Annotated in this window: 25 protein-coding genes; 16 read left to right on the top strand and 9 right to left on the bottom strand. The window is 71.4% G+C overall.

What is annotated here, in order from left to right; all coding sequences use genetic code 11:
* Positions 1–668: 668 nt before the first annotated feature.
* Positions 669–1,730: a DUF2637 domain-containing protein gene (locus OG429_RS29740; RefSeq protein ID WP_328928320.1), complete on the top strand. Its 1,062-nt coding sequence runs from the start codon at positions 669–671 to the stop codon at positions 1,728–1,730.
* 49 nt (positions 1,731–1,779) lie between these two features.
* Here OG429_RS29740 and OG429_RS29735 read toward each other — a convergent pair whose 3' ends face one another.
* The 3 genes from OG429_RS29735 to OG429_RS29725 form a co-directional block, all read right to left on the bottom strand.
* Positions 1,780–2,091 (bottom strand): ATP-binding protein, encoded by a 312-nt coding sequence (locus tag OG429_RS29735; RefSeq protein ID WP_328930465.1) that lies wholly within the window; start codon positions 2,089–2,091, stop codon positions 1,780–1,782.
* 250 nt (positions 2,092–2,341) lie between these two features.
* A complete protein-coding gene (locus OG429_RS29730; RefSeq protein ID WP_328928319.1) occupies positions 2,342–4,084 on the bottom strand; it encodes a pyruvate dehydrogenase in 1,743 nt (580 codons plus the stop codon).
* A gap of 85 nt (positions 4,085–4,169) precedes the next feature.
* On the bottom strand, positions 4,170–5,663 hold the full coding sequence (locus tag OG429_RS29725; protein WP_328928318.1) for a protein phosphatase 2C domain-containing protein: 1,494 nt from the start codon (positions 5,661–5,663) through the stop codon (positions 4,170–4,172).
* 89 nt (positions 5,664–5,752) lie between these two features.
* On the opposite strand from OG429_RS29725, the gene OG429_RS29720 reads away from it, so the two are divergent.
* The 4 genes from OG429_RS29720 to OG429_RS29705 all read left to right on the top strand — a co-directional run bounded on the left by OG429_RS29720 (position 5,753) and on the right by OG429_RS29705 (position 8,038).
* The gene (locus OG429_RS29720; RefSeq protein WP_328928317.1) at positions 5,753–5,938 is read left to right on the top strand and encodes a hypothetical protein; all 186 of its coding nucleotides are present in this window, start codon (positions 5,753–5,755) and stop codon (positions 5,936–5,938) included.
* A 185-nt stretch (positions 5,939–6,123) separates the two neighbouring features.
* A complete protein-coding gene (locus tag OG429_RS29715; protein ID WP_328928316.1) occupies positions 6,124–7,101 on the top strand; it encodes a helix-turn-helix domain-containing protein in 978 nt (325 codons plus the stop codon).
* 24 nt (positions 7,102–7,125) lie between these two features.
* Positions 7,126–7,611, top strand: coding sequence for a DUF456 domain-containing protein (locus OG429_RS29710; protein ID WP_328928315.1), 486 nt, complete (start codon positions 7,126–7,128; stop codon positions 7,609–7,611).
* Between the two features lie 55 nt (positions 7,612–7,666).
* On the top strand, positions 7,667–8,038 hold the full coding sequence (locus tag OG429_RS29705; RefSeq protein WP_328928314.1) for a PPOX class F420-dependent oxidoreductase: 372 nt from the start codon (positions 7,667–7,669) through the stop codon (positions 8,036–8,038).
* A gap of 90 nt (positions 8,039–8,128) precedes the next feature.
* On the opposite strand, the gene OG429_RS29700 is transcribed toward OG429_RS29705, so the two are convergent.
* Positions 8,129–8,326 carry a hypothetical protein gene (locus tag OG429_RS29700; RefSeq protein WP_328928313.1) on the bottom strand — a complete coding sequence of 66 codons (198 nt, stop codon included), beginning with the start codon at positions 8,324–8,326 and terminating at the stop codon, positions 8,129–8,131.
* A gap of 177 nt (positions 8,327–8,503) precedes the next feature.
* On the opposite strand from OG429_RS29700, the gene OG429_RS29695 reads away from it, so the two are divergent.
* Complete coding sequence (locus OG429_RS29695) at positions 8,504–9,886, top strand: hypothetical protein (RefSeq protein ID WP_328928312.1); 1,383 nt, start codon at positions 8,504–8,506, stop codon at positions 9,884–9,886.
* 82 nt (positions 9,887–9,968) lie between these two features.
* On the opposite strand, the gene rsgA is transcribed toward OG429_RS29695, so the two are convergent.
* On the bottom strand, positions 9,969–11,084 hold the full coding sequence (gene rsgA / locus OG429_RS29690) for a ribosome small subunit-dependent GTPase A (RefSeq protein WP_328928311.1): 1,116 nt from the start codon (positions 11,082–11,084) through the stop codon (positions 9,969–9,971).
* A 520-nt stretch (positions 11,085–11,604) separates the two neighbouring features.
* Here rsgA and OG429_RS29685 point away from each other — a divergent pair.
* Entirely contained in the window at positions 11,605–12,972 is a 1,368-nt protein-coding gene (locus OG429_RS29685) for a YncE family protein (protein ID WP_328928310.1), read from the top strand.
* A 272-nt stretch (positions 12,973–13,244) separates the two neighbouring features.
* Here the strand turns inward: OG429_RS29685 and OG429_RS29680 are convergent, their stop codons facing one another.
* The 3 genes from OG429_RS29680 to OG429_RS29670 are packed head-to-tail and all read right to left on the bottom strand — an operon-like array spanning position 13,245 to position 16,032.
* On the bottom strand, positions 13,245–14,117 hold the full coding sequence (locus OG429_RS29680) for a hypothetical protein (protein ID WP_328928309.1): 873 nt from the start codon (positions 14,115–14,117) through the stop codon (positions 13,245–13,247).
* Complete coding sequence (locus OG429_RS29675; protein WP_328928308.1) at positions 14,114–14,770, bottom strand: response regulator transcription factor; 657 nt, start codon at positions 14,768–14,770, stop codon at positions 14,114–14,116. The genes OG429_RS29680 and OG429_RS29675 overlap by 4 nt, the downstream gene beginning before the upstream one ends.
* Complete coding sequence (locus OG429_RS29670; RefSeq protein WP_328928307.1) at positions 14,758–16,032, bottom strand: sensor histidine kinase; 1,275 nt, start codon at positions 16,030–16,032, stop codon at positions 14,758–14,760. Before OG429_RS29670 ends, OG429_RS29675 begins: the two co-directional genes overlap by 13 nt.
* Positions 16,033–16,208: 176 nt before the next feature.
* On the opposite strand from OG429_RS29670, the gene OG429_RS29665 reads away from it, so the two are divergent.
* Both OG429_RS29665 and OG429_RS29660 read left to right on the top strand, forming a co-directional pair.
* Positions 16,209–16,604 carry an LPXTG cell wall anchor domain-containing protein gene (locus OG429_RS29665; protein WP_328928306.1) on the top strand — a complete coding sequence of 132 codons (396 nt, stop codon included), beginning with the start codon at positions 16,209–16,211 and terminating at the stop codon, positions 16,602–16,604.
* 24 nt (positions 16,605–16,628) lie between these two features.
* A complete protein-coding gene (locus OG429_RS29660) occupies positions 16,629–17,039 on the top strand; it encodes a VOC family protein (protein WP_328928305.1) in 411 nt (136 codons plus the stop codon).
* A gap of 92 nt (positions 17,040–17,131) precedes the next feature.
* Here the strand turns inward: OG429_RS29660 and OG429_RS29655 are convergent, their stop codons facing one another.
* Positions 17,132–18,256 carry a YihY/virulence factor BrkB family protein gene (locus tag OG429_RS29655; protein ID WP_328928304.1) on the bottom strand — a complete coding sequence of 375 codons (1,125 nt, stop codon included), beginning with the start codon at positions 18,254–18,256 and terminating at the stop codon, positions 17,132–17,134.
* Positions 18,257–18,273: 17 nt separating this feature from the next.
* Here OG429_RS29655 and OG429_RS29650 point away from each other — a divergent pair, with 17 nt between their 5' ends.
* The 7 genes from OG429_RS29650 (at position 18,274) to OG429_RS29620 (ending at position 25,174) form a co-directional block, all read left to right on the top strand.
* Complete coding sequence (locus tag OG429_RS29650) at positions 18,274–19,917, top strand: acyl-CoA dehydrogenase family protein (protein ID WP_328928303.1); 1,644 nt, start codon at positions 18,274–18,276, stop codon at positions 19,915–19,917.
* Positions 19,918–20,188: 271 nt separating this feature from the next.
* Positions 20,189–21,517: a GAF domain-containing protein gene (locus OG429_RS29645; protein WP_328928302.1), complete on the top strand. Its 1,329-nt coding sequence runs from the start codon at positions 20,189–20,191 to the stop codon at positions 21,515–21,517.
* A gap of 13 nt (positions 21,518–21,530) precedes the next feature.
* A complete protein-coding gene (locus OG429_RS29640; RefSeq protein ID WP_328928301.1) occupies positions 21,531–22,094 on the top strand; it encodes a GNAT family N-acetyltransferase in 564 nt (187 codons plus the stop codon).
* A 188-nt stretch (positions 22,095–22,282) separates the two neighbouring features.
* Positions 22,283–22,366 (top strand): putative leader peptide, encoded by an 84-nt coding sequence (locus OG429_RS29635; RefSeq protein WP_312847410.1) that lies wholly within the window; start codon positions 22,283–22,285, stop codon positions 22,364–22,366.
* A gap of 212 nt (positions 22,367–22,578) precedes the next feature.
* A complete protein-coding gene (locus OG429_RS29630) occupies positions 22,579–24,288 on the top strand; it encodes a nitrite/sulfite reductase (protein WP_328928300.1) in 1,710 nt (569 codons plus the stop codon).
* On the top strand, positions 24,285–24,464 hold the full coding sequence (locus OG429_RS29625) for a hypothetical protein (RefSeq protein WP_328928299.1): 180 nt from the start codon (positions 24,285–24,287) through the stop codon (positions 24,462–24,464). Before OG429_RS29630 ends, OG429_RS29625 begins: the two co-directional genes overlap by 4 nt.
* Positions 24,461–25,174 (top strand): phosphoadenylyl-sulfate reductase, encoded by a 714-nt coding sequence (locus OG429_RS29620; RefSeq protein ID WP_328928298.1) that lies wholly within the window; start codon positions 24,461–24,463, stop codon positions 25,172–25,174. The genes OG429_RS29625 and OG429_RS29620 overlap by 4 nt, the downstream gene beginning before the upstream one ends.
* Positions 25,175–25,187: the final 13 nt, after the last annotated feature.

Below are 25,187 nucleotides of genomic sequence, written 5' to 3'. Positions count from 1 at the left end.
CAGCCGCAGACGCGAGGCAAGGAAATCCGCGTAACGGGATCCCTCTCCTGGAGGAGGGGGCCTTCAGCCGCTCTGGCTGAGGGCCGCCGTTACCAGCACCAGCCAACAACACATATTGGGAGGTGAACGAAGTTGGCTACGTTCCACGTAGGCGAGAAGACCCACCAGTCCGTGCTTCCTCAGCGGGCTGCTCTGGAATTCGAGTCAGCAGACACACCCCGGATCGGGGACGAAACGGGGCTCGAACACCGCACTCGTGCGGTAACCGGCGTGGAACATGTGCGAGGGGAGACCGCCGCTGCTTCACCTGGCATCGGCGGCGTCACCCCCAACCGCGAGGTTGGGGAGAAGGCGCCGCGCCGTCGTCCCCACCGGCAAGAATACCGGCACCCACACCGGCACCCACACCGGCCGCATCGCCGTCCGCGCCACCGGCAGCTTCAACATCAAAACCGCCCACGGCCTCATCCAAGGCATCGGCCACAAACGCTTCCGCCTCCTCCAACGAGCAGACAGATATGCCTACACCACCCGACCCGAAGGACCCACCACCCCTGCCTGACCGCCCCCGACAGCAACGAAGAGACCTCCGGCGCTCCGCACTTCCGAGCCAAGGATTCGTTTCCTCTCCCAGCTAAAGCAGGGAGTATCCACGAAAGAAGAAAGCGATGAGACTGACCGACATATCGCTGGACTGGCTGCTTCCCGGCAGCCTGCTGATCCTGGGCGTACTTGCGGCAGTTGCGGTACTGGCCCGGGGCAAGCGCGAGAGCGAGAAGGCCGCGACCGAGGACAGCTGGGAGCGCAGCGAGGAGCGCCGCAGGCGCAAGGAAGCCGTCTACGGGACCGCCTCGTACGTCCTGCTCTTCTGCTGCGCGGCGGTCGCCGCCGCGCTCTCCTTCCACGGACTCGTCGGCTTCGGCCGGCAAAACCTCAACCTTTCCGGGGGCTGGGAGTACCTGGTCCCCTTCGGCCTCGACGGCGCCGCCATGTTCTGCTCGGTGCTCGCCGTCCGCGAGGCCAGCCACGGAGACGCGGCCCTCGGCTCGCGCATGCTGGTCTGGCTGTTCGCGGGCGCGGCCGCATGGTTCAACTGGGTGCACGCGCCGCGCGGGATGGGCCACGACGGGGCTCCGCAGTTCTTCGCCGGCATGTCGCTCTCGGCGGCCGTCCTCTTCGACCGGGCCCTCAAGCAGACCCGCCGGGCGGCACTGCGCGAGCAGGGCCTGATCCCCCGGCCGCTGCCGCAGATCCGCATGGTCCGTTGGCTGCGGGCACCCCGGGAGACCTTCGGTGCCTGGTCGCTCATGCTGCTGGAAGGGGTGCGCACCCTCGACGAGGCCGTGGACGACGTGCGCGAGGACAAGAAGGAGAAGGAGAACGACCGGCACCGCCGGCGGGAGCAGCACCGCCTGGACCGCGCGCACATCAGGGCGCTCGGCCGGCAGAACAGGGCATTCGGGCGGGCTCGCGCCCGCGAGGGCGACATGCCGGGGCTGGCCCCCGGAACGGGCTCCGCGCCGGTCGGCGCGGAGCCGGCCATACCCGAACGGGACCAGCTGCCACCCCTGCGCCGAAGGCCCTCCCTGCAGGCCGTCAACACGACCGACTCCTTTGAGCTGACCGGCTCCCGGACGGTGGACCTCACCGCAGAGGACGACACCCAGGCGCTCCCCCGGCTCGACTCGCTGGAGCGCAAACTGAAGGACCTGGAGCAGCAGTTCGGCTGACCGCTCCCGCACCGGAACATCCGGTGGAACCCCGGAGGGCTCGCCTCTCTCAGGCGAGCCCTCCGTCCAGTTCGAACCAGACCACCTTGCCGCGTCCCGGTCCCGCCACCTCCACGCCCCACGCGTCGGCGAGGGCCTGCACCAGCATCAGCCCCCTGCCGTGCGTACCGTCGTCGGCGGTCGGTACGTACGGCAGGGGCCGGCGGGAGGCGTAGTCCCGGACCTCCACCCGTAACCGGGCGGCGGCGAGGCTCGCGGACACCTCCGCGCCCTGCTCGGTGTGGACGAGGGCGTTGGTGACGAGCTCGGTGATCAGGAGTTCAGCCACCTCCGCGCAGTCGGCCTGGCACCGGTGCCGCATCAACTCCCGTAATGCCCGCCGGATTTCACTCACGGCCTTCAGATCCGCCCGGCGCACGCTGCGGGTGATCTCCCCCCCGTCCACCGCTCCCCCGTCCTCGACCGACGGTTCGCGCGGTACAGGCCGGCCCCTCCTCCACGGCTTCCCCGTCTTCGCCCCCACCCGCACGGCGATGTCCCTCCCGTGTCCACTGCTCTCGAACAGGTCTACGGGATGCATGCCCCCCGGGCGGTTTCGCACTCCTGCGGGCTCATGGGCGCGGTACGTTGCGGAGGTTGGATCGAGCCATCTGGATCATCCGGCCCACTCCGCCGTCCAGCACGATCTTGCTGGCGGAAAGTGCGAATCCGGTCACCATCTCGGCGCTGATCCTCGGCGGAATCGACAGGGCGTTGGGGTCGGTCACCACATCCACCAGAGCGGGCCCCCGGTGCTTGAAGGCGTCCTTCAAAGCCCCTGTGAGCTGCTTGGGCTTCTCCACGCGGACCCCGTAGGCGCCCGCCGCGCGGGCGATCGCGGCGAAGTCGGGGTTCTTGTTCGTCGTCCCGTAGGAGGGCAGGCCGGAAACCAGCATTTCCAACTCGACCATACCGAGGGATGAGTTGTTGAAGAGGAGCACTTTGACGGGCAGGTCGTACTGCACCAGGGTGAGGAAATCTCCCATCAGCATCGAGAAACCGCCGTCACCCGACAGCGACACCACTTGACGGTTCCGGTCGGTGAACTGTGCGCCGATGGCCTGCGGGAGGGCGTTGGCCATCGAGCCGTGACTGAAGGAGCCGATGATGCGCCGCTTACCGTTCGGGGAAAGATAGCGCGCGGCCCACACATTGCACATGCCGGTGTCGACGGTGAACACGGCGTCGTCGTCGGCGAGTTCGTCCAGCACCGAGGCCACGTACTCAGGATGGATGGGCGTGTGCTTCTCCACCTTGCGCGTGTAGGCCTTGACCACGCCCTCCAGCGCATCCGCGTGCTTCTTCAGCATCCGGTCCAGGAAGCGGCGGTCCGTCTTGACCTTCACGCGGGTGTTCAGGGCGCGCAGGGTCTCCCGTACGTCTCCCCAGACCGCCAGGTCCAACTGTGAACGGCGGCCGAGGTGTTCGGGACGGATGTCCACCTGGACGATCTTCACGTCGTCGGGGAGGAAGGCGTTGTACGGGAAGTCCGTGCCGAGCAGGATCAGCAGATCGCACTCGTGGGTCGCCTCGTAGGCCGCGCCGTAGCCGAGGAGCCCGCTCATGCCGACGTCGTACGGGTTGTCGTACTGGATCCACTCCTTGCCGCGCAGGGCGTGCCCGATGGGTGCCTTGACCCGGCCGGCGAACTCCATCACCTCGGCGTGCGCTCCGGCGGTGCCGCTTCCGCAGAAGAGGGTGACCTTGTCCGCCTCGTCGACGAGGCGGACCAGCTTCTCGATCTCGCCGTCGCCTGGGCGTACCGAGGGCCGGGCGGTGACGAGGGCGTGCTCCACCGTCTTCTCGGGCGCGGGCTCGGCGGCGATGTCCCCGGGCAGCGCGACCACGCCGACGCCGCTGCGGCCGATGGCGTGCTGGATGGCGGTCTGCAGCACGCGGGGCATCTGCCGGGGGTTGGAGATCAGCTCGCTGTAGTGGCTGCACTCGGTGAACAGCCGGTCGGGATGGGTCTCCTGGAAGTAGCCGAGGCCGATCTCCGAGGAGGGGATGTGGGAGGCGAGCGCGAGCACCGGGGCCATCGAGCGGTGGGCGTCGTACAGGCCGTTGATCAGGTGCAGGTTCCCCGGGCCGCAGGAGCCCGCGCAGGCCGCGAGCCGACCGGTGATCTGCGCCTCCGCGCCGGCCGCGAAGGCCGCCGTCTCCTCGTGGCGGACCTGGATCCAGTCGATGTCACCCGACCGGCGGATCGCGTCCACCACGGGGTTGAGGCTGTCGCCGACGACCCCGTACATCCTGCGCACGCCGGCACGCACGAGGATGTCGACGAGTTGCTGCGCCACGTTCTGCTTGGCCATGGGGGAGGCACCCTTCCCGGTCTGCGGACCGGTCCCGTCCGCTTCTCCGTTGCGTGTGCCTCCCATCCAGCCATGTATGCGCCGGTTACGCCTCCCAGACGGCGGCGGCCGTGCGGTCGTCGGCGTAGCCCTTGACGCGGAGCTGGGTGTCCGCGAGGAAGGCGGCGAGACCGGGCGGCTGCGGGTCGGCCCAGCGCGCGGCGAGTTCGGCCGTGAGGAGCCCCTCCTCCCGCATCGGCTCGGCCAGGCCGCCGGAGCACAGCAGCAGGATGTCGCCGGGGCGGGCCACGGAGGCGCGGAACCGGAAGCCGCCGTCGACGGGTTCGGTGTCCTCGGGCCCCTCTCGGGTCCCGGTGGTCCCGGCCGGGTCGCCGGGAGGGCCGGCCGCCGGTTCCAGGTCCTGCCAGACACCGGACCGGAGCCGGAACAGCCCGCCCGGGCCGGAGCCGAAGCACACGCGGGTCCGGCACTCGGGGTCCACCGGGAGCAGCAGTCCGCGCACTCCGGCGGTGTACGCCTCCTCGGCGAGCCCCAGCTCGGCGGCGCGGGCCCGCAGCCGCCCGTACCCCCGGTCCGTGAGGCGCTGGAGGCCGGAACGCAGGGCGTCGCGGCGCCCGGCCCGGATGTCGTCGGCCAGCCGATCCTGGCTGCGCCCGACGGCGGCGGCGATGGTGCGGCAGAGCTCGGCGGCGGCCTCGGCGGCTCCGGGGGCGGCCCGGTCGCCGCCGGCGAGGGCCACCAGGACCAGGGCGTCGTCGCCGCCGCCGAACCGGGCGGTGAGCAGGAAGTCCCGGCGGGCCTCGCCGCGGAAGCGGGCGGAGTCCCCGCGCAGGGAGGCGGCGCGCAGGGTGTACGTGCCGTAGCGGGCGCCCTCCAGGACGGTGTCGGGGGTCAGCCCGCCGACGCCGCTGAGGGCGGCGGGGTCGGCGGGCGGGAGCGCGCCGGGCTCGGCGGCGTACGTGGGGGCCCGGTCGCCGAGGTGACGCACCTCGGGCCGCCGCTCCGGCTCCGCCGGACCCGGTGCGGGTACGGAAGCGGGTGCGGGCTGTGGGGCGTCCCGGTGCCTGGCCGGGAGCCCGGACGGCGCCACCGGCGGTACGTCCACGTCCCCGAGGGCGTATCCGGTGACACCCCCGGCGCGCGGATCCCGCGGGGGCGCGGGCGGTACGGGCGGTACGGGTGACTGCTGATCCGGAGCCGGCCGCGGCCCCGGTACCCCGGACGCCGTCGGCGGAGCCGGGCTCGGCGGCGGGACCGGCGGGGCCGGGGGGTCCGCGGGCGGCCAGCCCGGCGGGGGCGGGGGCGGGGAGCGGCGGGGTCCCGGGAGCAGCGGCTCAGCGGCAGGAGGGGCGGGTGGGGCCGACGGCGGAGGCTCCGGCGGCCGCGCGGGCACCGCCTCGGGTCCCGGCTCCGCCGGACCCGGTGCCGGTGCCGGTGCCTGCCCCGGGTCCGTCGTCAGGACCGACGCCGAACGGAAGCGGTTGTCCAGGGTGTCCCCCGGGTCGGCTTCCGGGACCGCGTCCGGGTCCTCGTAGAGCTTCTGCCACCAGTCGTCCGCGCCCGCGCCCTGCTGACTCATGTCCCCATTCTCGGCCTCCCGGACGGACGGAAAACGCCGAATGCGCGAAAAGGGGTCCATCGGGCCGCCGCCCGGTGGACCCCTTCCTCATGACCCGTAACGACTGGCGGACGTCGTACGCCCGCGCGACCGTCTGGGTCACGGATGTGCCGTTCGCGTCGGTCAGTTCGACCTTCAGCGAGACCGGCTTGCCCGCGGCTCCGGCGTGGTCCACGACCGCGGTGGCCGCCCCGAGTGCCGTACGCGATATCGGGCGCATCGCTCTCCCCAGGTGAATTCCGGCCAACTGCTGCATTGCACGGCAAAGCTGCCATGTAAGTGGCTTATGGCCAGCGGATGTTGGTGCTGCGGTGGCGTCACCTTGGCAGAGTGGCGGGAGGTGCGGCGATGATGTCCGCGGCGGGTTTGCGCCGTGGCCGCTTCCCGCCAGGCGGCGTGTGCTGAGAGGTGGGTGGACGGGTTGCTGGGTGCGATAGGCCTGGACGAGGGCCAGGAGTCGGCGTACCGGGCGCTGGTGGCGCTGGGGGCGGCGGAGGTGCCCGACCTCGCGCACCGGCTGACCCTGCCGGAGCCGCAGACCGAACGGGCGCTGCGGCACCTGGAACGGCAGGGGCTCGCGGCGCGGTCCTCCGCCCGGCCGGGACGCTGGGTGGCGGCCCCGCCTGGAGTCGCCCTCGGCGCGCTGCTCACCCAGCAGCGGCACGAGCTGGAGCAGGCGGAGCTGGCGGCGGCGCTGCTTGCCGAGGAGTTCCGGGCCGAGGCGGCCGAGCCGGCGGTGCACGATCTGGTGGAGGTGGTGCAGGGCGCGAGCGCGGTGGCACACCGCTTCCACCAGCTCCAGCTGGGCGCGGTGGAGGAGGTCTGCGCGCTGGTCACCGGCCGGCCCCAGGTGGTGACGGGCACGGGCAACGAGGCGGAGGACCGGGCCTCCGTACGCGGTGTCGACTACCGGGTGGTCATCGAGCGGGAGGTGCTGAGCACGCCGAGCGGCATCCGGGAGGCGTCGACGGCGCTGGCCCGGGGCGAGCGGGTCCGGGTGACGGGGGAGGTCCCGACGAAGCTGGTGATCGCGGACCGGACGCTCGCCATGGTCTCGCTGACGGCGCGCGGGGCGGAGCCCGCGGCGCTGGTGGTGCACGCGTCGGGGCTGCTGGAGTCGTTGACGGGCCTGTTCGAGGCGGTGTGGCGGGAGTCGCTGCCGCTACGGCTGGGCGCGTCGGGCTCGCCGGAGGAGTCCGGCGGCGGGCCGGACGCCACGGACCTGGAGATCCTGACCCTGCTGCTGGCGGGAATGACGGACGCGAGCGTGGCCAAGCACCTGGAGCTGGGTCTGCGGACGGTACAGCGGCGGGTGAAGGGGCTGATGGAGCTGTCCGGGGTCACGACACGGCTCCAGCTGGGCTGGCACGCGTACGAGCGGGGCTGGGTGGCCCGATAGCCGCTGATCGGTCACGCTGAGCAGATGGATCCGCCGCAGCTGCTCCTGGTGGGGCTGGTGCTGCTGCTCGGGCTGGTCGGGGTGCTGGTCCCCGGCGTGCCGGGCACCTGGCTGGTGTGGGCGGGTGTCATGTGGTGGGCGCTGCACGAACGGTCGGCGCCGGCCTGGTCCCTGCTGGTCGCGGCGACGGCCCTGCTGCTGGTGGTGCAGGTGGTGAAGTGGCTGCTCCCGCCGCGCCGGCTGCGGGGGGTGGCGGTGAGCCGCCGGATGGCGGTGTACGCGGGGGCCGGCGCGGTCCTGGGCTTCGTGCTGATCCCGGTGGTGGGGGCGGTCCCGGGTTTCGTGGGCGGCATCTACCTCTGCGAGCGGCTCCGCCTCGGGACGCACGGCGAGGCGTGGGCGTCGGTACGGGCGGTGATGCGCGCGGTGGGCACGAGCGTGCTGGTGGAGCTGTTCGCGTGCCTGATGGTGGTGGGGGCGTGGCTGGGCGCGGTGGTGGTGGGGGTCTGAGGGCCTAGGACCGCGGCCCGATGCGGGTGGCCACGGCCTCTGCGAGGCTTCCGGCATGAAGGACTTCGAGGGTTTCAGCGAGGCGGAACTGACGTATCTCCGCTCCCAGCGCCTGGGCCGCCTGGCCACGGTGGACGCGACCGGGCAGCCGCAGGCGAACCCGGTGGGCTTCTTCCCCCAGGAGGACGGGACGATCCTGGTGGGCGGGATGGCGATGGGCACGACGAAGAAGTGGCGCAACCTCCAGCGGAACCCGCGGCTGGCGCTGGTCGTGGACGACCTGGTGAACACCAACCCGTGGCGTGTGCGCGGCGTCGAGATCCGCGGCCACGCCACGCTGGAGGTGGGCCCGCACGAACTGGGCCCCCACTTCAGCCCGGAGGTCATCCGCATCCACCCGGACCACGTCCACGCGTGGGGCCTCTGACCGGCGGGAGGGCCCCTGCCTCAAAAACCCCGGCGGGGTTGGACGTTCCAGCCCCGCCGGGGTCTTTGAGGGGTCGCAGGACCGGCCGTGTCAGTTGATGGGTTCGTCGTCGTACTTGCCGCCGACACAGATCCACAGGCCGGTATCGGAGTCGTACTGCACCTTTCCGCCGGTCTTCGTACACGTTGGCTCGTCGACACCCGGCACGGCAGCCTGTGCGACGGAGCCCATGGTTCCAAGAGCGGCCATTATCACGGCAGCGGCGAACCCGAGAAGTCGTCTACGCATGGGGAGCTCCCGTCAGGACGAGTGATTCGTCATGCCCAGGTTCAGCCCGCATCACGTCAAGGCGCTCACCCTGTTAGCCCAATCGGGTGACAGGCGCACCCCTGCCATGACACGGATGGCGCACCCGAGGTGCGCCTCCGAGGGGCGGGCAACCGGCACAAGCGGCAGGCTGGTGCCATGGCCAACACGCCCGTGATATCCGTAGGGGCACCGGATGAGCTCGGCTTGCGGAAAGTCATCATCGACGGTAAGTCCGCAGGCAGAGTGTGGTCTCCCAGAGAGCTGCAACGACTCCTGATACGTGCTGGTGTGGCGTTCGGACACGACATCCAATGGATCGGCGGAGACAGCACTGTCTGGCCGGATCGCCCGTGGCCCCGGCGAATCATCGGCACCGTCATGGCAGTCGGCCTCCTCATGACTGCATGCGTGCTCGCCAAGATCGGCATAGCGGACACCCTGGATGCCCTCACTTACGGTGGACGAATCGCAGGATTCACCTTCCTCGTCCTGGCCCTGATCGAAGTGATTGCCGCACTGGCCACTCTCGACTATTGGCGTAAGCGGCAGATGAAGTACTCAGGGGTAATCGTTCTGTTCGGAGCCCTGATCTCCCTAGGCATAAGCTCGGTTCTCCTCATAGTGGAGATCAGCGGCCACGTATACAACCTTTACCTGCCGCTTTGGGTGACCCTCACGCTCTGGTCTTCGTGGGCTCTGTGGATACTCGTCCGCAGCCGGGCATGGGAGGGCATTCGCAATCCCGGGCGCATCGCGATCGGGGCACTCATTCCCGCTCTCCTCGCAGCCACCAACCTAACGTATTCACAATTCTATGTCCCCTACGTGACATCTCCGCTGGTGCAGAGTGGAGCCGAATTCAGAACACCAAGCCTGGACAAGGAAAAGAAGACGATGTACCTGCCGGTTCATCTTTACGCAAAGAACTCTGGACAGGTTCCCGTCTATATCCTCGGCAGCATTTTCTGGATCAAGGGCCTGCTCCCCAAGGGCAATTCCAAATACAATCAGATCGACTCCAGGGAGTTCGTCATACCGCCAGGGCGGGCATTGAATCCGGGAGAAGAACTTGCACAGGATGCGGTCATCGAGATCCACAATCCCGGCACGGCCAACTACGAAGCAGTCAGCGCGCAGACCGAACTTTACGTTATCAGGAAAGACAGGATGACAATGAGCGCCAATTATGAGCGCTCCAAGGCAAAAGTAAAGGATCTCAAGGCGAGTGGCCATGACTTCCCCAAGGGACCGCCGGGCGCAGAGTTCAGATATCAATCCGTGATCTCGAACAGCAATGAGCTCCTCAACGTGACCAGAGGCCGACAGTGTGTATCACTGTGGTGGGCACGGAACACGGATGGCTCGACATATATCCATGTGGATGTGACGCCGCCGGGGGAAAAAAGAACTTCCCTTAACCTCGGCAACGTCTACGCGAACAAAGCGACTATCAATCGGTACGGTCTCGCGAGAGTGCGCGGCTCAATGGCACAGGCACCCTTCGTGGAACTCCAGGAGAAGGCTCAGAACAATCGCTAGACCCCGGCGCCCCGGACACGGGCGGGTGCCGCACAGCGGCAGACCGGCCCGCGCCCAGGACCCCGACGAGCCCCGCCAGGGGTCAGACCCGGCCGCCGCGCTTCGCCGCGTAATTGGAGCGGCCCTCCGCCGACTTGAGGCGCCAGTCACGACGGATCTCCGAGCGGACCCTGGCGTCCGTCTTCGCCACGATCCGCTGGTTCTCCCTCAGCAGCTTGCGGTAGCTGTCCAGGCGGCGCTCGGCCAGCTCGCCCGAGGCCACCGCGGCCAGCACCGCGCACCCCGGCTCCGCCTCGTGGGCGCAGTCGTGGAAGCGGCACCGTGCCGCGTACTCCTCGATCTCCGAGAAGACCTGTCCGACCCCGGCCTCGGCGTCCCAGAGCCCGACGCCGCGCAGCCCCGGCGTGTCGATCAGGACGCCGCCGCCCGGCAGGGCGAGCAGGTTGCGCGTCGTCGTGGTGTGGCGGCCCTTGCCGTCGACCTCGCGGGTCTCCTGGACCTCCATGACCTCGGTGCCGAGCAGCGCGTTGGCCAGCGTGGACTTGCCGGCGCCCGAGATGCCGAGCAGCACACTGGTGCCGTCCGCGACGACGGCGGAGAGGACGTCCGTGCCCTCCCCGGTGAGGGAGGAGACGGTGAGGACCTGGACCCCCGGCGCGGTGGTCTCCACGTCCTGGACCAGGTGGCCGAGCGTGGCCGGGTCCGGGACGAGGTCCGCCTTGGTGAGGACGACCAGCGGCTGGGCTCCCGACTCCCACGCCAGGGCCAGGAAGCGCTCGATGCGCCCGAGGTCCAGTTCGACGGCGAGGGAGACCGCGATGATCGCGTGGTCGACGTTGGCGGCGAGGATCTGCCCCTCGGACCGCTGCGAGGAGGTGGAGCGTACGAAGGCGGTCCGGCGCGGCAGGTACGCCTTCACGTAGCGCGGGTTGCCGGCCGCCTCCACCGCCGCCCAGTCCCCGGTGCAGATGACCCGGAGCGGGTCGTGCGGGGTGACGAAGGCGGTGTCGGCGCGGACGATGCCGTCCTCGGTCATGACGTCGCACTGACCGCGGTCGACGCGTACGACCCGGCCGGGGACCAGACCCTGCGCGGCGTACGGAGCGAACTCCGCTTCCCAGCCCCCATCCCAGCCGTAGGCGGCGAGGACGTGCTGAGCATCAGAAGTGGAAGACGTGTTGAGCGAAGCGTTGAACAAGGGGAACCCTTCGAAGGGCGGCCCCGGCGGCGCGCTCTGCGCGCGTAAGTCGAGTGGGTGTCAGCCGGAGACCACAGGGGTGGAAACGATGAACTCCTGAATGCGGGCAGCGCCCGTCGCCATGACAGTCATCAATGTCCTCACCTCCTGCTTCTTCTCAACGAACCAACACCGCGCCTCGGCAACGACACACAGCCGCACCTTGGAACGAGTAGAACCTTAGCCCCACCCCGGGGCACGGCACCACCGATTAAATTCGGGGACTCCTGCACGACCCCGGCAGCCGGCGCTGTCGCCTGACCGATCGGCCATATAGGTAACTCAACTGTGTCGAAGCCGTCCGGCGATGTGGCCAGTGACATAGTGCAGTCGATGATCACTGTCCGTGATCGGACTCGCTGCTGATATGGAGGCACCGGTGTTCAGGCTCAGAGGCAGGGGAGGAAGACCGCGGCCCTCTACGGAATTCCGCGAGAGCGGGCTCCTGTGGGCCCGATGCACACGTTCGGCACGGGCGTGGGTGGCGTCTTTGGCCATGGTGGCCGGCGCCCTGCTGCCGGTCGCAGCCTCGTCACCGGCGTCCGCCGCGTCCGCTCCGCAACAGAACGCCTACGTCGCCAACTTCGGGTCCGCAACGGTCTCGGTCATCAACGCGGTCACCCAGTCCGTCACGGCCACCATCCCGGTCGGCAGCCACCCGGCCGGTGTGGCGGTCACCCCGAACGGCACACGCGCCTACGTCGCCAACTACAGCGACAACAATGTCTCGGTGATCGACACCAGCACCAACACCGTCACCACCACCATTCCGGTCGGCAACGGTCCCGTCGGCCTGGCGATCACCCCTGACGGTTCCCATCTGTACGTCGCCGACAGCGGGGATGCCGCAGTGGCGGTGATCGACACCGCGAGCAACACCGTCATCGCCACCGTCCCGGCCGGCGGCAACGATGTCAGCGTCGCGATCACCCCGAACGGCTCCCGCGCCTACGTCGTCAACAACGGCGGCAACACCGTCACAGTGATCGACACCAGCACCAACACCGTCACCGCCACCATCCCGGTCGGCAGGTCCCCGGACTGGGCGGCGATCACCCCGGACGGCGCACGCGTCTACGTCACCAACTCCGCTGACAGCACGGTCTCGGTGATCGACACCAGCGGCAACACGGTCACCACGACCATCCCGGTCGGCGCTGATCCCTTTGGCGCGGCAGTCACCCCCGACGGCTCACACGTCTACATCACCAACTTCATCGACTCCAGCGTGTCCGTGATCGCCACCGCCAGCAACACCGTCACCGCCACCATCACGGGCTTCACCGGACCAGGGCTCGTGGCCGTCAACGCTGACGGCTCGCAGGCCTATGTCGGCGACTTCAGCGACTCCACCGTGTCGGTGATCGACACCGCCAGCAACACGATCACCTCCGCCATCAGTGTCGGCAGCGCACCGTACGGCATCGCATTCGGCCCGGCGGCGGCCCGTGGGCCCAGCCTCACGATCACCAAGAGGCACCCCGGAAAGTTCACCCGGGGCGCCATCGGTACGTACCGAATCTCCGTGGGCAATGCCTCGGGGGCCGGCCCGACCGACGGAAGCACCGTCACCGTGCACGACACCCTCCCCGCCGGCCTCCTTGCCACCCGCATCGGCGGCCCCGGCTGGCAGTGCACCCTCGCCACGCTGACCTGTAGCCGTAACGGCGTCCTCGCCGCCGGAAGGCACTACCCGCCGATCATGCTGCAGGCCAGGATTTCCTGCACCGCCCCGAAGCAGGTCACGAACTCCGTGACCGTAACCGGAGGTGGCGATCCCCATACCCACACCGCCACCGACCCCACCCACGTCAAGGGTGATCCGCCCCGGCAGCACTGCCGCCCCTGACCGCGCGAGAAGGGACGCGCGCCACGGGGGAGCTCGCCGAACTGCGTGGCGCCGACCTCTCGTTCACCGGCGCGGACATCGAAGTGTGTTCGCGGGGGCTGGAGTCGTGCTCCTGCCGAAGCAGGTGACAGACCGGCTCGGCGTGCGGGGTGAACTCGGCCGCCCAGGCGTCGTCCCAGCCGAAGGGCTGAGCGCGTGCGAGAGCGAAAGAGCCTGCGGGAGAGAAGCCCTCACGCGCACACCAGTTCTTTATCCGCGAGCCGCACGGAGCACTACGGCCCGTCCGGGTACAGGGCCGCGGCGTGGCCCGAACCCGCCTCGATGTCCAGCGTGCGGGGCGAGCCGGGGTCGCGCAGGGCGTCCGGCACCTCGCACCGGCCCGCTTCCGCCTCGCAGCGGACCCGGAAGCGGGTGGCCGGGGGCACGGTGAGGGCCGTGTGGCCGGAGCCGACGCGGGCGGTCACCCGGTCGGGCGGGGCGATGAAGGAGGTGTCGGCGCTGCCGGAGCCGACCCGGATGTCGGCCCGGGCCGAGGTGAGCCCGGCGGCCCGCAGGTGCCCCGAGCCGATCTCCGCGCGCAGCTCGCCCCGCAGCCCGCTGATGTCGACCTGGCCGGAGTCGGCCCGCGCGTCGACGTCGCCGCCCAGGCCGCTGAGGGAGACCCGGCCGCCGCCGGCCGTCACCTTCACCGGGATGTCCACGGGCACGGTCACCCGCAGCCGGACCGTGCAGCCGGAGCCGCTCCCCCAGGAGCCCGCGCCGGGGCACTGCGGGGTCAGCCGCAGGTTGCCGCCGAGCCAGCTCTCCTCGATGGTGGGCGCCTTGAGCGACCAGCTGACCTCGGCGCGGTAGCCGACCTCCCGGTCCCCGCGGGGGGTGACGGTGACGTCGGAGTCACCGCCCACGATCTCCAGGGCGGTCACCGGGCGGCCGCCGCTGCCGCCCTGCAGGACGCGGCTCTGTGCGCTCCCGTACGACCATGCCTGCCAGGTGACCGGCGCGACGACGAGCAACGCGCTGAGCAGCGCGGCGACGGTCCACGCGAACCGCTGCCCGGGCCGGTCCGGTGACGGAGCCGGGACGGGAGCCGGGGCAGGGCCGGGAGCCGAGCCCGGAGCCGGAGCCGAGGTCCGGGCCGCGGTCACGGCGTACCGTCCAGGAAGCGCAGGACCGCGAGGACCCGGCGGTGGTCGCCGTCGGCCGGGGGCAGGTCGAGCTTGGCGAAGATGTTGTTGATGTGCTTGGCCACCGCGCTCTCGCTCACGACGAGTTCGGCCGCGATCCCGGCGTTGGAGCGGCCCTCCGCCATCAGGGCCAGCACCTCGCGCTCGCGCGGGGTGAGGCGCTCCAGCGGGTCCGGTCCGCCGCCCCGGCGCAGCAGGAGCTGGGCGACGACCTGCGGGTCGAGCGCCGTGCCGCCGGAGGCCACGCGCCGCAGCGCGTCGATGAACTCCTCGACGTCCGCGACCCGTTGCTTGAGCAGGTAGCCGATGCCGGAGCCGCTCTGGGCGGCCAGCAGGTCGGCGGCGTACCGCTCCTCCACGTACTGGGAGAGCAGCAGCACGGCGGTACCGGGGCTCTGCCGGCGGATCATCAGGGCGGCCCGGACTCCCTCGTCGGTGAAGCCGGGTGGCATCCGTACGTCGACGAGCGCGAGGTCCGGGCGGTGTTCGTCGACGGCGGCGAGCAGACCCTCGGCGTCGCCGGTCTCGGCGGCCACCTCGAATCCGGCCATTTCGAGGACTTTGACGAGTCCTATGCGCAGCAGGACGGAGTCCTCGGCGATCACAGCGCGCACGGCAGCTCCACGGTGATGACGGTCGGGCCCCCGAGGGGGCTGTCGATCATGATGGTTCCGTCGACCGACCCTACGCGTTTGCGCAGGCCGACCAGGCCGGTGCCGCCCGCCGGGTCGGCTCCGCCCACCCCGTCGTCGGTGACGGTGACGCGCAGCAGGTCCTCCCGGCGGCCGGCCCCGCCCGGCGCGGGGTCGCGTACGACCCGGACCGAACACCGGTCGGCCCGGGCATGCTTGGCCACGTTGGCCAGGGTCTCGGAGACCACGAAGTAGGCGACGGCCTCGATGGTTGCGCCCGGCCGGGTCCCGATGTCCACGGTCAGTTCGACATGGAAGGGGGCGCGGGCGGCGATCCCGGAGAGCGCCGCGTCGAGCCCGCGGTCCTCCAGCACGGCCGGATGCAGGCCCCGCACCAGGCTGCTGAGCTCCTCGATGGCCTCCTTCGCCTCGCGGTGGGCCTCGTCGATGACGGCCTTCGCCTCGGGCGGCAGGTCGGTGAGGGTGGCGCGGGCGATGCCCAGGTTCATGGCGAGGGCGACCAGCCGCTGCTGGGCGCCGTCGTGCAAGTCCCGCTCGATGCGGCGGCGTTCGAGGTCGGCCGCGTCCAGGACGCCGGCCCGGCTCTCCGCGAGGTCCTCGACCCGCCGCTCCAGTTCCCGGGACCGGTTCGGGCCGAGGAGGGCGGCCGCCGCGGATGCGTCCAGGCGGGCCACGAGGGCGGCCGCCCAGGGCGCGGAGAGCAGCAGCAGGACGCCGGCCACGGTGACGACGTCGTAGTCGCCGGTCCAGCCGGGGGTACGGGTGTCCGCCGGCAGGATCCAGCACCAGGCGTAGACGCACGCGCCGGCCGCGCCGCAGACCCAGGCGAGGACCACCAGCGCCCCGGCGGCGGCGGCGATCGGGCTGACCAGGAGGTGGTAGCCGTACTGCCGCCAGGTGGCCTCCGAGCGCAGTCGTTCGGCCAGCCCGCGCGGGGTCCACCAGCTCCGCTCCCGCACGACCTCCGGCACGTCGAGGCCGAGCAGCGCCCAGAAGCGGCTGCGTTGGAGCGTGGTGAGCAGCGGGCAGAGGACCAGTACCAGGAGCAGCGGGATGGGGCTCCGGCCGGGCGCGAGGGCCGCGTACGTGAGGCCGAGGAGGGCGGGCAGGGCCGGCGGGATCGCGGCCACCGTGAAGGTCGTGTTGCGCCGGGCCCACGCCGACCACGGCGCGTGCGCCGCGATCCAGGTGTAGGTACGCGTCGGCGCGCCGGGAGTTGCCATGTCCGTACGGTAATCGTCCTGGTCAGGAGCATGCCATCACGCTGGTGCCCGCCCGGGGGTGTACCTGGCACCACCCCGGCTTCGGACAGTGGTGTGAGTGATCTCCGCGGCCCGGCCGACGAGGGTGGTGGTGTGCCCGGGGGACGGACCGCCGGGCCGGAAGGAGACCCGCCGCCATGGCACTTGTCGCCCCGCAGGCCCGCGCCTGGCGCACCCCTCGTACGGCCGCCCTGTTCACCGGAGCGGGGGTGGCGCTGGTGCCGTGGATGCTGGTGCTGGCGAAGACCCTGCCGCAGACGGCCGAGGTCCCGAACTGGGCCACCGCGTGGATCGGCCTGGACGTGATGCTGGCCGCCGGGCTGACCGGGACCGGCGTGCTGCTGCGGCGGGGGGATCCCCGGGCGTCGGCGGTGGCGGCGGCGACCGCCGCGCTGCTGGCGATGGACGCCTGGTTCGACGTCACCACCTCGCTCGGGACCGGCCAGCAGGGCATCGCGCTGCTGCTCGCGGCGGGCGCCGAGCTGCCCCTCGCGCTGGCGTGCGCGGCAGTGGCCGTGCGGCGGCAGGGCTGAGGGCTGAGGGCCTAGCCTGCGCGTATGACTCGACTGACTCCACGACTCGACATGATCGGCCTGGTCGTCTCCGACATGGCCGCCTCGCTCGCCTTCTACCGGCGCCTCGGGCTGGACATCCCGGCCGGCGCCGATGACCAGCCGCACGTCGAAGCCGCCCTGCCCGGGGGGCTGCGGATGGGGTGGGACACGGAGGCGACCATCCGCTCCTTCAACCCGTCCTGGACCCGGCCCTCCGGCGACAGCCGCGCGGGGCTCGCCTTCCTGTGCGACTCCCCCGCCGGGGTGGACGCGGTGTACGCCGAGCTGACCGATGCGGGGTACACCGGGCATCTGAAGCCCTGGGACGCCTTCTGGGGCCAGCGCTACGCCGTGGTCCTCGACCCGGACGGCTGCGAGGTCTCGCTCTTCGCCCCGTCGGAGCCCGCGGCGTAGACCGTCTCCGCGTACGGCCCCGGGCTCCGCGTACGGCCCCGGGCGCACCCGGGGCCGCGGCTCCTCCCGCACCCCGCCGTGCGGGAGGGCCGTCAGTGCTTGCGCAGCCGCGACGAGTAGTCCTCCGGCGGCAGGAACTTCGACCACCGCTCCGGGAACTCGGACGGCATCCCCTCGTCCTCGTCGTCCTCCGACTCGCCCTCCGCCATCGCCCGCCAGGCCGCGGCCCGTGCGATCAGTTCGGCGGCCTGCGCCTCGCGCGCCCGCTCGTTCGCCTCGCGCGCCGCCGCCGTGGCCACCGAGGGCCAGACCCGGTCGATCGCCGCGTTGACGGCCGCGCCGACGAGGACCGCGAAGGCCGAGATGCCGATCCACAGCAGCACCGCCACCGGCGCCGCCAGTGATCCGTAGATCGTCGGCCCCTCCACGGTGTTGGTCAGGTAGATCCGCAGCAGGAACGAGCCGAGCACCCACATGGCCAGGGCGACCAGCGCGCCCGGCACGTCCTCGATCCAGGGCGAGCGCACCGGTACCGACACGTGGTAGAGCGTCGTCAGGAAGGCGATCGACAGCAGGGTCACCGTCGGCCAGTACAGGATGGCGATCACCTCGGTGCCCCAGGGCACCAGCCGGACCACCGCGTCGGGTCCGACCACCATCAGCGGCAGCACGATCGCGCCGATCAGCAGCGCGATGACGTACAGCAGGAAGGCCAGCAGCCTGGTCTTGACGATGCCTCGCTGTCCGTCGAGCCCGTACATCACGGTGATGGTGTCGATGAAGACGTTGACGGCGCGCGAGCCCGACCACAGGGCGAAGGCGAAGCCGAGCGAGATGAGGTCGGGACGGCCGCGTCCGGTGACGTCGTCGAGCAGCGGTCTGGCGATGTCGTTGACGCCCCGGTCGGACAGGACGGTGCCGACCGCCCGCAGGATGTTCTCCTCGATGCTCTCGACGGTGCGGGTGTCCGTCCAGCCGTCCACGTAGCCGAGGAGGCCGAGCAGGCCGAGGAAGAGCGGGGGCAGCGAGAGCAGCGTGAAGAAGGCCGCCTCGGCGGCGAGCCCGAGGATCCGGTACTCGATGCACGAGTTGACGGTGTCCTTCAGCAGCAGCCAGCCCATCTTCCGCTTCGAGACGTTGCGGTAGAGGGCGCGGGCCCGGTGGAGCCGTCCATGGCGTCCGAGGATCCGCTGGGGTGTTTCTTTTGCTGGCTGCACGTCCTTACGGTATCCGCATGGCAGCCACCACCCACACAGTCAGCAATCAGGCTCCGCCCCTCGTGGGCCACGATGTCTACGGGGGCGACCGGGCCCTCACCGAGGGCGTGGAGCGTCATCTGGCCTCCGCGGACCCCGGACTCCTCGGTGAGGTCCAGGAGGAGCTCACCCTCCTCGGGCGCTCGGCGGGCTCCGCGCAGGCCCAGGAATGGGGTGCGCAGGCGAACGAGAACCCGCCGAAGCTGCGGACGCACGACCGGTACGGGAACCGGATCGACGAGGTGGAGTTCCACCCGGCCTGGCACCGGCTGCTCGGGAAGGCGGTGACCTCCGGGCTCACCGACGCCTGGGGGCGCCCGGCCGGGCATCTGCGCCGCGCCGCCGGGTTCTTCGTGTGGTCGCAGGCCGAGGCGGGGCACGGCTGCCCGGTCTCGATGACGCACGCGGCCGTACCGGCGCTGCGGACCGATCCCTCGCTCGCCGCCGAGTGGGAGCCGCGGCTGACCTCGCACGTGTACGAGGAGGGGCTGCGGCCGGCCGCCGAGAAGGCCGGTGTGCTCTTCGGCATGGGGATGACGGAGAAGCAGGGCGGCAGCGACGTACGGGCGAACACGACGGCCGCGGTGCCGCTGGACGCGTCGGGCGAGTACCTGCTGACCGGGCACAAGTGGTTCTGTTCTGCGCCTATGTGCGACGGCTTCCTGGTGCTGGCGCAGGCGCCCGGAGGACTGACCTGCTTCCTGGTGCCCCGGGTGCTGCCGGACGGCACGCGCAACGTCTTCGCCATCCAGCGGCTCAAGGACAAGCTGGGGAACAGGTCGAACGCGTCGAGCGAGGTGGAGTTCGACGGGACGTGGGCGCGGCGGGTGGGCGAGGAGGGCCGGGGGGTGCGGACCATCATCGAGATGGTCGCGGCGACCCGGCTGGACTGTGTCATCGGATCGGCCTCGCTGATGCGGCAGGCGCTGACGCAGGCCGTGCACCACGCGGAGCACCGCTCTGCTTTCGGAGCGCCGCTCATCGACCAGCCTCTGATGCGCAACGTCCTCGCTGACCTGGCCCTGGAGTCGGAGGCGGCCACCACCCTGACCCTGCGGCTCGCGGCCGCCTACGACGCCGGGACCGAGCAGGAGCGGGCCTTCCTGCGCCTGGCCGTGCCGGCCGCCAAGTACTGGGTGACCAAGCGCTGTACGCCGATGGTGGCAGAGGCCCTGGAGTGTCTGGGCGGCAACGGCTACGTCGAGGAGTCCGGGCTGCCGAGACTGCTGCGCGAATCGCCGCTGAACTCCATCTGGGAGGGCTCGGGCAACGTCCAGGCCCTGGACGTGCTCCGCGCCCTCCAGCGGGAGCCGCAGGCGCTGAACGCGTTCCTCCAGGAAGTCGGGCTGGCGCGGGGTGCGGACCACCGGCTCGATTCGGCCATCAAGGACCTGCTGACGGACCTCGCCGACCTGGACGGCATCGAGGCCCGGGCCCGCCGCGTGGTGGAGCGCATGGCCCTGGTACTGCAGGGGTCGCTGCTGGTCCGGTGGGCCCCGCCCGAGGTGGCGGACGCGTTCTGCGCCTCGCGCCTGGGCGGCGACTGGGGTGCGGCCTTCGGCACGCTGCCGCACAGCCTGGACCTGCGGACGGTCGTGGAACGGGCGCGGATCGCGGGCTAGGGACGGGGGCCGCCGGGCACCCCTGCGGTCCCCAGACCGATCCCAGCCGGGATCCGGGCCCGTGACCGGGATCAGGGATGGCGCCGCGCCGACTCGGCACCACCCCTGACCCGAGAAGCCCCGAGGAGGAGCTGTCACGCCGCACAGCGACGTCCGGACAGTTTCGGTCGGGCGGCCGGGACTTGGCGAGGGTTGCATACCGTTGCAACCTTTGAGTCGGCAGCCGCCCGGCGGCTTCCGTCGTACGTCCTGTTCGCACGGGGAGGTTCCGATGGCCGACACCACCGGCAGTACGGTCGATGCGGCCCGCATCTCGGCCATGGACGCGCGGGAGGCCGCGCGTCTGCTCAAGGGCGTACGGGCGGCCGCGCTGGCCGGGGACCGCCCTCCGGCCGCGCCGCGGCCGGAGATCGCCGAGTCCTGGCGCCGGATGCTGGCGGGCGGGGTGCACCCGGACCGGGACGCGCGCTCGCGGATGCTGTCGGCCGCCGAGACGGAGGAGCGGCGGCACGAGTCGCCGCTGCGGGAGATCCTCCCGGTGCTGCGGGAGGGCCTGCTGCCCGCGCTGGACGGGGCCCTGCACATCATGGTCGTGGCCGACGCGGAGGGGCGGCTGCTGTGGCGGGAGGGCCACTCCTCCATCCTGCGCAAGGCGGACCGGCTCGGCTTCGGGGTGGGGGCCGACTGGGACGAGGCCGTGGTCGGCACGAACGGGGTGGGCACCGCGCTGGTGACCCGGCGGCCGGTCCAGGTGTTCTCCGCTGAGCACTTCGTCTCCAGCCACCACGACTGGACCTGCGCGGGGGCGCCCGTACGGGACCCGCGGGACGGCCGGCTGCTCGGCGTGGTCGACGTGAGCGGGCCGCTGGCCACCATGCACCCGGCGACCCTGGCCTGGGTGAGCTCGGTGGCCCGGCTCGCGGAGCGGGAGCTGCGCGTGCGGCACCTGGAGTCACTGGAGCGGCTGCGGGCGGTGGCGGCCCCGCTGCTGGCCCGGCTGCCGGGGCAGGCGCTCGCCGTGGACCCCAACGGCTGGACGGCGGCCGTGACGGGCCTGGCTCGCGTGGAGCGCATCCCGCTGCCGAAGGGCTTCGGCCCGGGGCGGGTGTGGGTGCCGCAGCTCGGCGACTGCGCGGTGGAGCCGCTGCCCGGCGGCTGGCTGCTGCAGGTCGCGCAGGAGCGTACGAGCACGGGCGTGACCCGGGTCGTCGTCGACCTCAGCCGGTCCGGCTCCTGGTCGGCGACGGTGTACGGGGCCGCCGGGAGCTGGTCGCAGGAGCTGAGCCCGCGCCACGCGGAGCTGCTGTTCCTGCTGGCGGAGAGCCCGCGGGGCCGCTCGGCGGCCGAGCTGTCCGGGGAGCTGTTCGGGGACCCGACGCGCACGGTGACGGTCCGCGCGGAGATGTCCCGCGTACGCCGCAACCTCGCCGGGGTGCTGACCCACCGGCCGTACCGCTTCGCGGACGACGTGGAGGTGGAGCTGATCCGCCCCGAGGACCCGGCCGCGCTGCTCCCCCACTCCACCGCCCCGGCGGTGATCCGGGGCCGCCGGGCGGGGGCGGGGCCCGGGGGACCCCCGAGCGGCGGCTGGGGGATGTGATTCCCTGGCAGGCATGAGCACCATCACCCTCACCACGTGGTCCCTGGAGATGACCTCCCCGGAGGACCTGATACCCGCGACCGGGCCCGGCCCGGAGGTCACCGTCGCCCGGGCGGAGGTCCCCTCCCCCGAGTTCAGCCGCTTCCTGTACGCCTCGGTGGGCGGTGACATCCACTGGACGGACCGGCTGTCCCTGACCCGGGCGCAGTGGGTGGAGCAGCTGGGACGGCCGGGCGTGGAGACGTGGGTGGCGTACGACCGGGGCACGCCGGCGGGCTACGTCGAGTTCGACCCGCAGGCCGACGGTGTGGTGGAGATCATCTACTTCGGGCTGCTGCCGGACTTCCGCGGCCGCCGCATCGGCGGGCACCTGCTGTCGGAGGGCATCGCCCGCGCTTGGGACCTCGCGGAGCGCTGGCCGGACCGCGAGCCGACCCGCCGGGTCTGGCTGCACACCTGCAGCCAGGACGGCCCGACGGCGATGGACAACTACCTCCGCCGCGGCTTCAAGGTCTTCATGACGGAGACGGAGACCAAGCAGGACACCCCGACCCCGGGCCCCTGGCCGGGCGCGTAGCCCCTCGGAGTCCGGCCCGGCGGGGTCCGGGGCGCTGCCCCGGACCCCGCGGCGCGGAGCCCCCGGCAGCGGCGGCGCCCGCCCCCCGGCAGGTGACCCCCGTCACGCCATCCCATGATTCGAGACGACTTCGTCCGGATCGTGGACAGTAGTGGACTCCTCCAAGAGGCACATGACACGCTTCCGCCATGAATGGAGCTGGAATTGCCTTGGTGAGTCGGCGGCACGTCGATCTCGGCCGCATGTCCAGCGCCATCTGTCCGGCGCGCTGACGGAACCAGCCACGCCGCACATCGTCGTCGTCCCCGCCGCCGCGGACGCGCCGATCACCCGTTAGCCCCCTGAGGCCGATGTACCGCCCTGCCCGCCGGCCACCCCGGCATGGGGGCGGGAATCAGCCACACCCGCTCAGAGTCCAGGGGTCACGCTACGCCGCCGCCTCCCCCTGCCCTTGCCTTGAGCCGCCGAAGAAGGACGTACCGCCATGGCCGCCACCCCCGAAACGCCCGCAGCCGCAGCTCCCGCAGCTGCCGCGCGCCGCAAGACCGGCCGTCACCGCGGTGAGGGCCAGTGGGCCGTCGGACACCACACGCCCCTCAACGGCAACGAGCAGTTCAAGAAGGACGACGACGGTCTCAACGTGCGGACACGCATTGAGACGATCTATTCCAAGCGGGGCTTCGACTCGATCGACCCCAACGACCTGCGCGGCCGCATGCGCTGGTGGGGGCTCTACACCCAGCGCAAGCCCGGGATCGACGGCGGCAAGACCGCGATCCTGGAGCCGGAGGAGCTGGACGACAAGTACTTCATGCTGCGCGTCCGCATCGACGGCGGCCGGCTGACCACCGAGCAGCTCCGCGTCATCGGCGAGATCTCGCAGGAGTTCGCGCGCGGCACCGCCGACCTCACCGACCGCCAGAACGTGCAGTACCACTGGATCCGGATCGAGGACGTCCCGGAGATCTGGCGCCGCCTGGAGGCCGTCGGCCTCTCGACCACCGAGGCATGCGGTGACACGCCCCGCGTCATCCTCGGTTCCCCCGTCGCCGGCATCGCCCAGGACGAGATCATCGACGGCACCCCCGCCATCGACGAGATCTACCGCCGCATCGTCGGCAACCCCGCCTTCTCCAACCTGCCCCGCAAGTTCAAGTCCGCGGTCTCCGGCTCGCCGCTGCTCGACGTGGCGCACGAGATCAACGACATCGCGTTCGTGGGCGTCAACCACCCCGAGCACGGCCCCGGCTTCGACGTCTGGGTCGGCGGCGGCCTCTCCACCAACCCCAAGCTCGGAGTGCGCCTGGGCACGTGGGTCTCGCTCGACGAGGTCCCGGACGTGTACGAGGGCGTCATCTCGATCTTCCGCGACTACGGCTACCGCCGGCTGCGCACCCGCGCCCGCCTGAAGTTCCTCGTCGCCGACTGGGGCCCGGCCAAGTTCCGCCAGGTCCTGGAGGACGAGTACCTGAAGCGGGCGCTCACCGACGGCCCCGCGCCCGAGCAGCCCAGCGGCCGGTGGCGCGACCACGTGGGCGTCCACCAGCAGCAGGACGGCCGCTTCTACGTGGGCTTCGCGCCCCGCGTGGGCCGCGTGGACGGTGCCACCCTGACCAAGATCGCGGACGTCGCGGCGCAGCACGGCTCCGGCCGCCTGCGCACCACCGCCGAGCAGAAGATGATCGTCCTCGACATCGAGGCCGACCAGGTCGACTCGCTGGTATCGGCCCTGGAGGCGCTCGACCTGCGGGTCAACCCGTCCCCGTTCCGCCGCGGCACGATGGCCTGCACCGGCATCGAGTTCTGCAAGCTGGCCATCGTCGAGACCAAGGCGCGCGGCGCCTCGCTGATCGACGAGCTGGAGCGCCGCCTGCCGGACTTCGCCGAGCCGATCACGATCAACATCAACGGCTGCCCGAACGCCTGCGCCCGTATCCAGGTGGCGGACATCGGTCTCAAGGGCCAGCTGGTCCTGGACGACGACGGCAACCAGGTGGAGGGCTACCAGGTCCACCTGGGCGGCGCCCTCGGCCTGGAGGCCGGCTTCGGCCGCAAGGTCCGCGGCCTCAAGGTCACCTCCGCCGGTCTGCCCGACTACGTCGAGCGCGTCGTCAAGAGCTACGAGGAGCAGCGCGAGGACGGCGAGCGCTTCGCGGCGTGGGTCGCCCGCGCGGACGAGAAGAGCCTCTCGTGAGCGAGCGCGCCGCACCTTTCCACTGCCCGTACTGCGGCGACGAGGACCTGTTTCCCCATGAGACGGGCCACGGCGCCTGGGAATGCAGGGCCTGCAACCGAGCCTTCCAGCTGAAGTACCTCGGGCTGCTGGCCCGGGGTGTTCAGTCCAACATCGCTGGAGGGGACGAGATATGACCACTGCTCAAGACGCCGGTCTCAAGGCGACGGCTCTCAAGGAGCTGGCCGAGCAGGCGGGCCGCGACCTGGAGGACGCCTCCGCCCTGGAGATCCTCACCTGGGCGGCCGAGACCTTCGGCAAGAAGTTCGCCGTGACCTCCTCCATGGAGGACGCGGTCGTCGCCCACCTGGCGTCGCGCGCCTTCCCCGGCGTGGACGTGGTCTTCCTCGACACGGGCTACCACTTCGAGGAGACCATCGGCACCCGTGACGCGGTCGAAGCGGTGATGGACGTCAACGTCATCACCCTCACCCCGCGCCAGACGGTCGCCGAGCAGGACGCGCAGTACGGTCCGAAGCTGCACGACCGCGACCCCGACCTGTGCTGCGCGCTGCGCAAGGTCAAGCCGCTCGAAGAGGGCCTGACCGCGTACGACGCGTGGGCGACGGGCCTGCGCCGCGACGAGTCCCCGACCCGGGCGAACACCCCGGTCGTCGGCTGGGACGAGAAGCGGCAGAAGGTCAAGATCTCGCCGATCGCCCGCTGGACCCAGGACGACGTGGACGCGTACGTCGCCGAGCACGGGGTGCTGACCAACCCGCTGCTGATGGACGGCTACGCCTCCGTCGGCTGCGCCCCCTGCACCCGCCGCGTGGCGGAGGGCGAGGACGCGCGGGCCGGGCGCTGGGCCGGGCGCGGCAAGACCGAGTGCGGACTGCACGGCTGATGACGACCAGCGA

The organism is Streptomyces sp. NBC_00190 (assembly GCF_036203305.1).
GTDB lineage: Bacteria > Actinomycetota > Actinomycetes > Streptomycetales > Streptomycetaceae > Streptomyces.
The sequence above is the reverse complement of the archived record's forward strand: the minus strand, read 5'-3'. Positions and strand labels throughout refer to the sequence as shown.

Excerpts from the sequence above, each read along its gene's own strand:
- OG429_RS29620 (WP_328928298.1), top strand. The coding sequence starts at position 24,461 with ATGACCACTGCTCAAGACGCCGGTCTCAAGGCGACGGCTCTCAAGGAG.
- OG429_RS29725 (WP_328928318.1), bottom strand. The coding sequence starts at position 5,663 with ATGAGTCAGCAGGGCGCGGGCGCGGACGACTGGTGGCAGAAGCTCTAC.
- OG429_RS29735 (WP_328930465.1), bottom strand. The coding sequence starts at position 2,091 with ATGCGGCACCGGTGCCAGGCCGACTGCGCGGAGGTGGCTGAACTCCTG.
- OG429_RS29630 (WP_328928300.1), top strand. The coding sequence starts at position 22,579 with ATGGCCGCCACCCCCGAAACGCCCGCAGCCGCAGCTCCCGCAGCTGCC.
- OG429_RS29740 (WP_328928320.1), top strand. The coding sequence starts at position 669 with ATGAGACTGACCGACATATCGCTGGACTGGCTGCTTCCCGGCAGCCTG.
- OG429_RS29645 (WP_328928302.1), top strand. The coding sequence starts at position 20,189 with ATGGCCGACACCACCGGCAGTACGGTCGATGCGGCCCGCATCTCGGCC.
- OG429_RS29665 (WP_328928306.1), top strand. The coding sequence starts at position 16,209 with ATGGCACTTGTCGCCCCGCAGGCCCGCGCCTGGCGCACCCCTCGTACG.
- OG429_RS29695 (WP_328928312.1), top strand. The coding sequence starts at position 8,504 with ATGGCCAACACGCCCGTGATATCCGTAGGGGCACCGGATGAGCTCGGC.
- OG429_RS29670 (WP_328928307.1), bottom strand. The coding sequence starts at position 16,032 with ATGGCAACTCCCGGCGCGCCGACGCGTACCTACACCTGGATCGCGGCG.
- OG429_RS29705 (WP_328928314.1), top strand. The coding sequence starts at position 7,667 with ATGAAGGACTTCGAGGGTTTCAGCGAGGCGGAACTGACGTATCTCCGC.
- OG429_RS29635 (WP_312847410.1), top strand. The coding sequence starts at position 22,283 with ATGAATGGAGCTGGAATTGCCTTGGTGAGTCGGCGGCACGTCGATCTC.
- OG429_RS29720 (WP_328928317.1), top strand. The coding sequence starts at position 5,753 with ATGACCCGTAACGACTGGCGGACGTCGTACGCCCGCGCGACCGTCTGG.
- OG429_RS29730 (WP_328928319.1), bottom strand. The coding sequence starts at position 4,084 with ATGGCCAAGCAGAACGTGGCGCAGCAACTCGTCGACATCCTCGTGCGT.
- OG429_RS29710 (WP_328928315.1), top strand. The coding sequence starts at position 7,126 with ATGGATCCGCCGCAGCTGCTCCTGGTGGGGCTGGTGCTGCTGCTCGGG.
- OG429_RS29660 (WP_328928305.1), top strand. The coding sequence starts at position 16,629 with ATGACTCGACTGACTCCACGACTCGACATGATCGGCCTGGTCGTCTCC.
- OG429_RS29650 (WP_328928303.1), top strand. The coding sequence starts at position 18,274 with ATGGCAGCCACCACCCACACAGTCAGCAATCAGGCTCCGCCCCTCGTG.
- OG429_RS29640 (WP_328928301.1), top strand. The coding sequence starts at position 21,531 with ATGAGCACCATCACCCTCACCACGTGGTCCCTGGAGATGACCTCCCCG.
- OG429_RS29700 (WP_328928313.1), bottom strand. The coding sequence starts at position 8,326 with ATGCGTAGACGACTTCTCGGGTTCGCCGCTGCCGTGATAATGGCCGCT.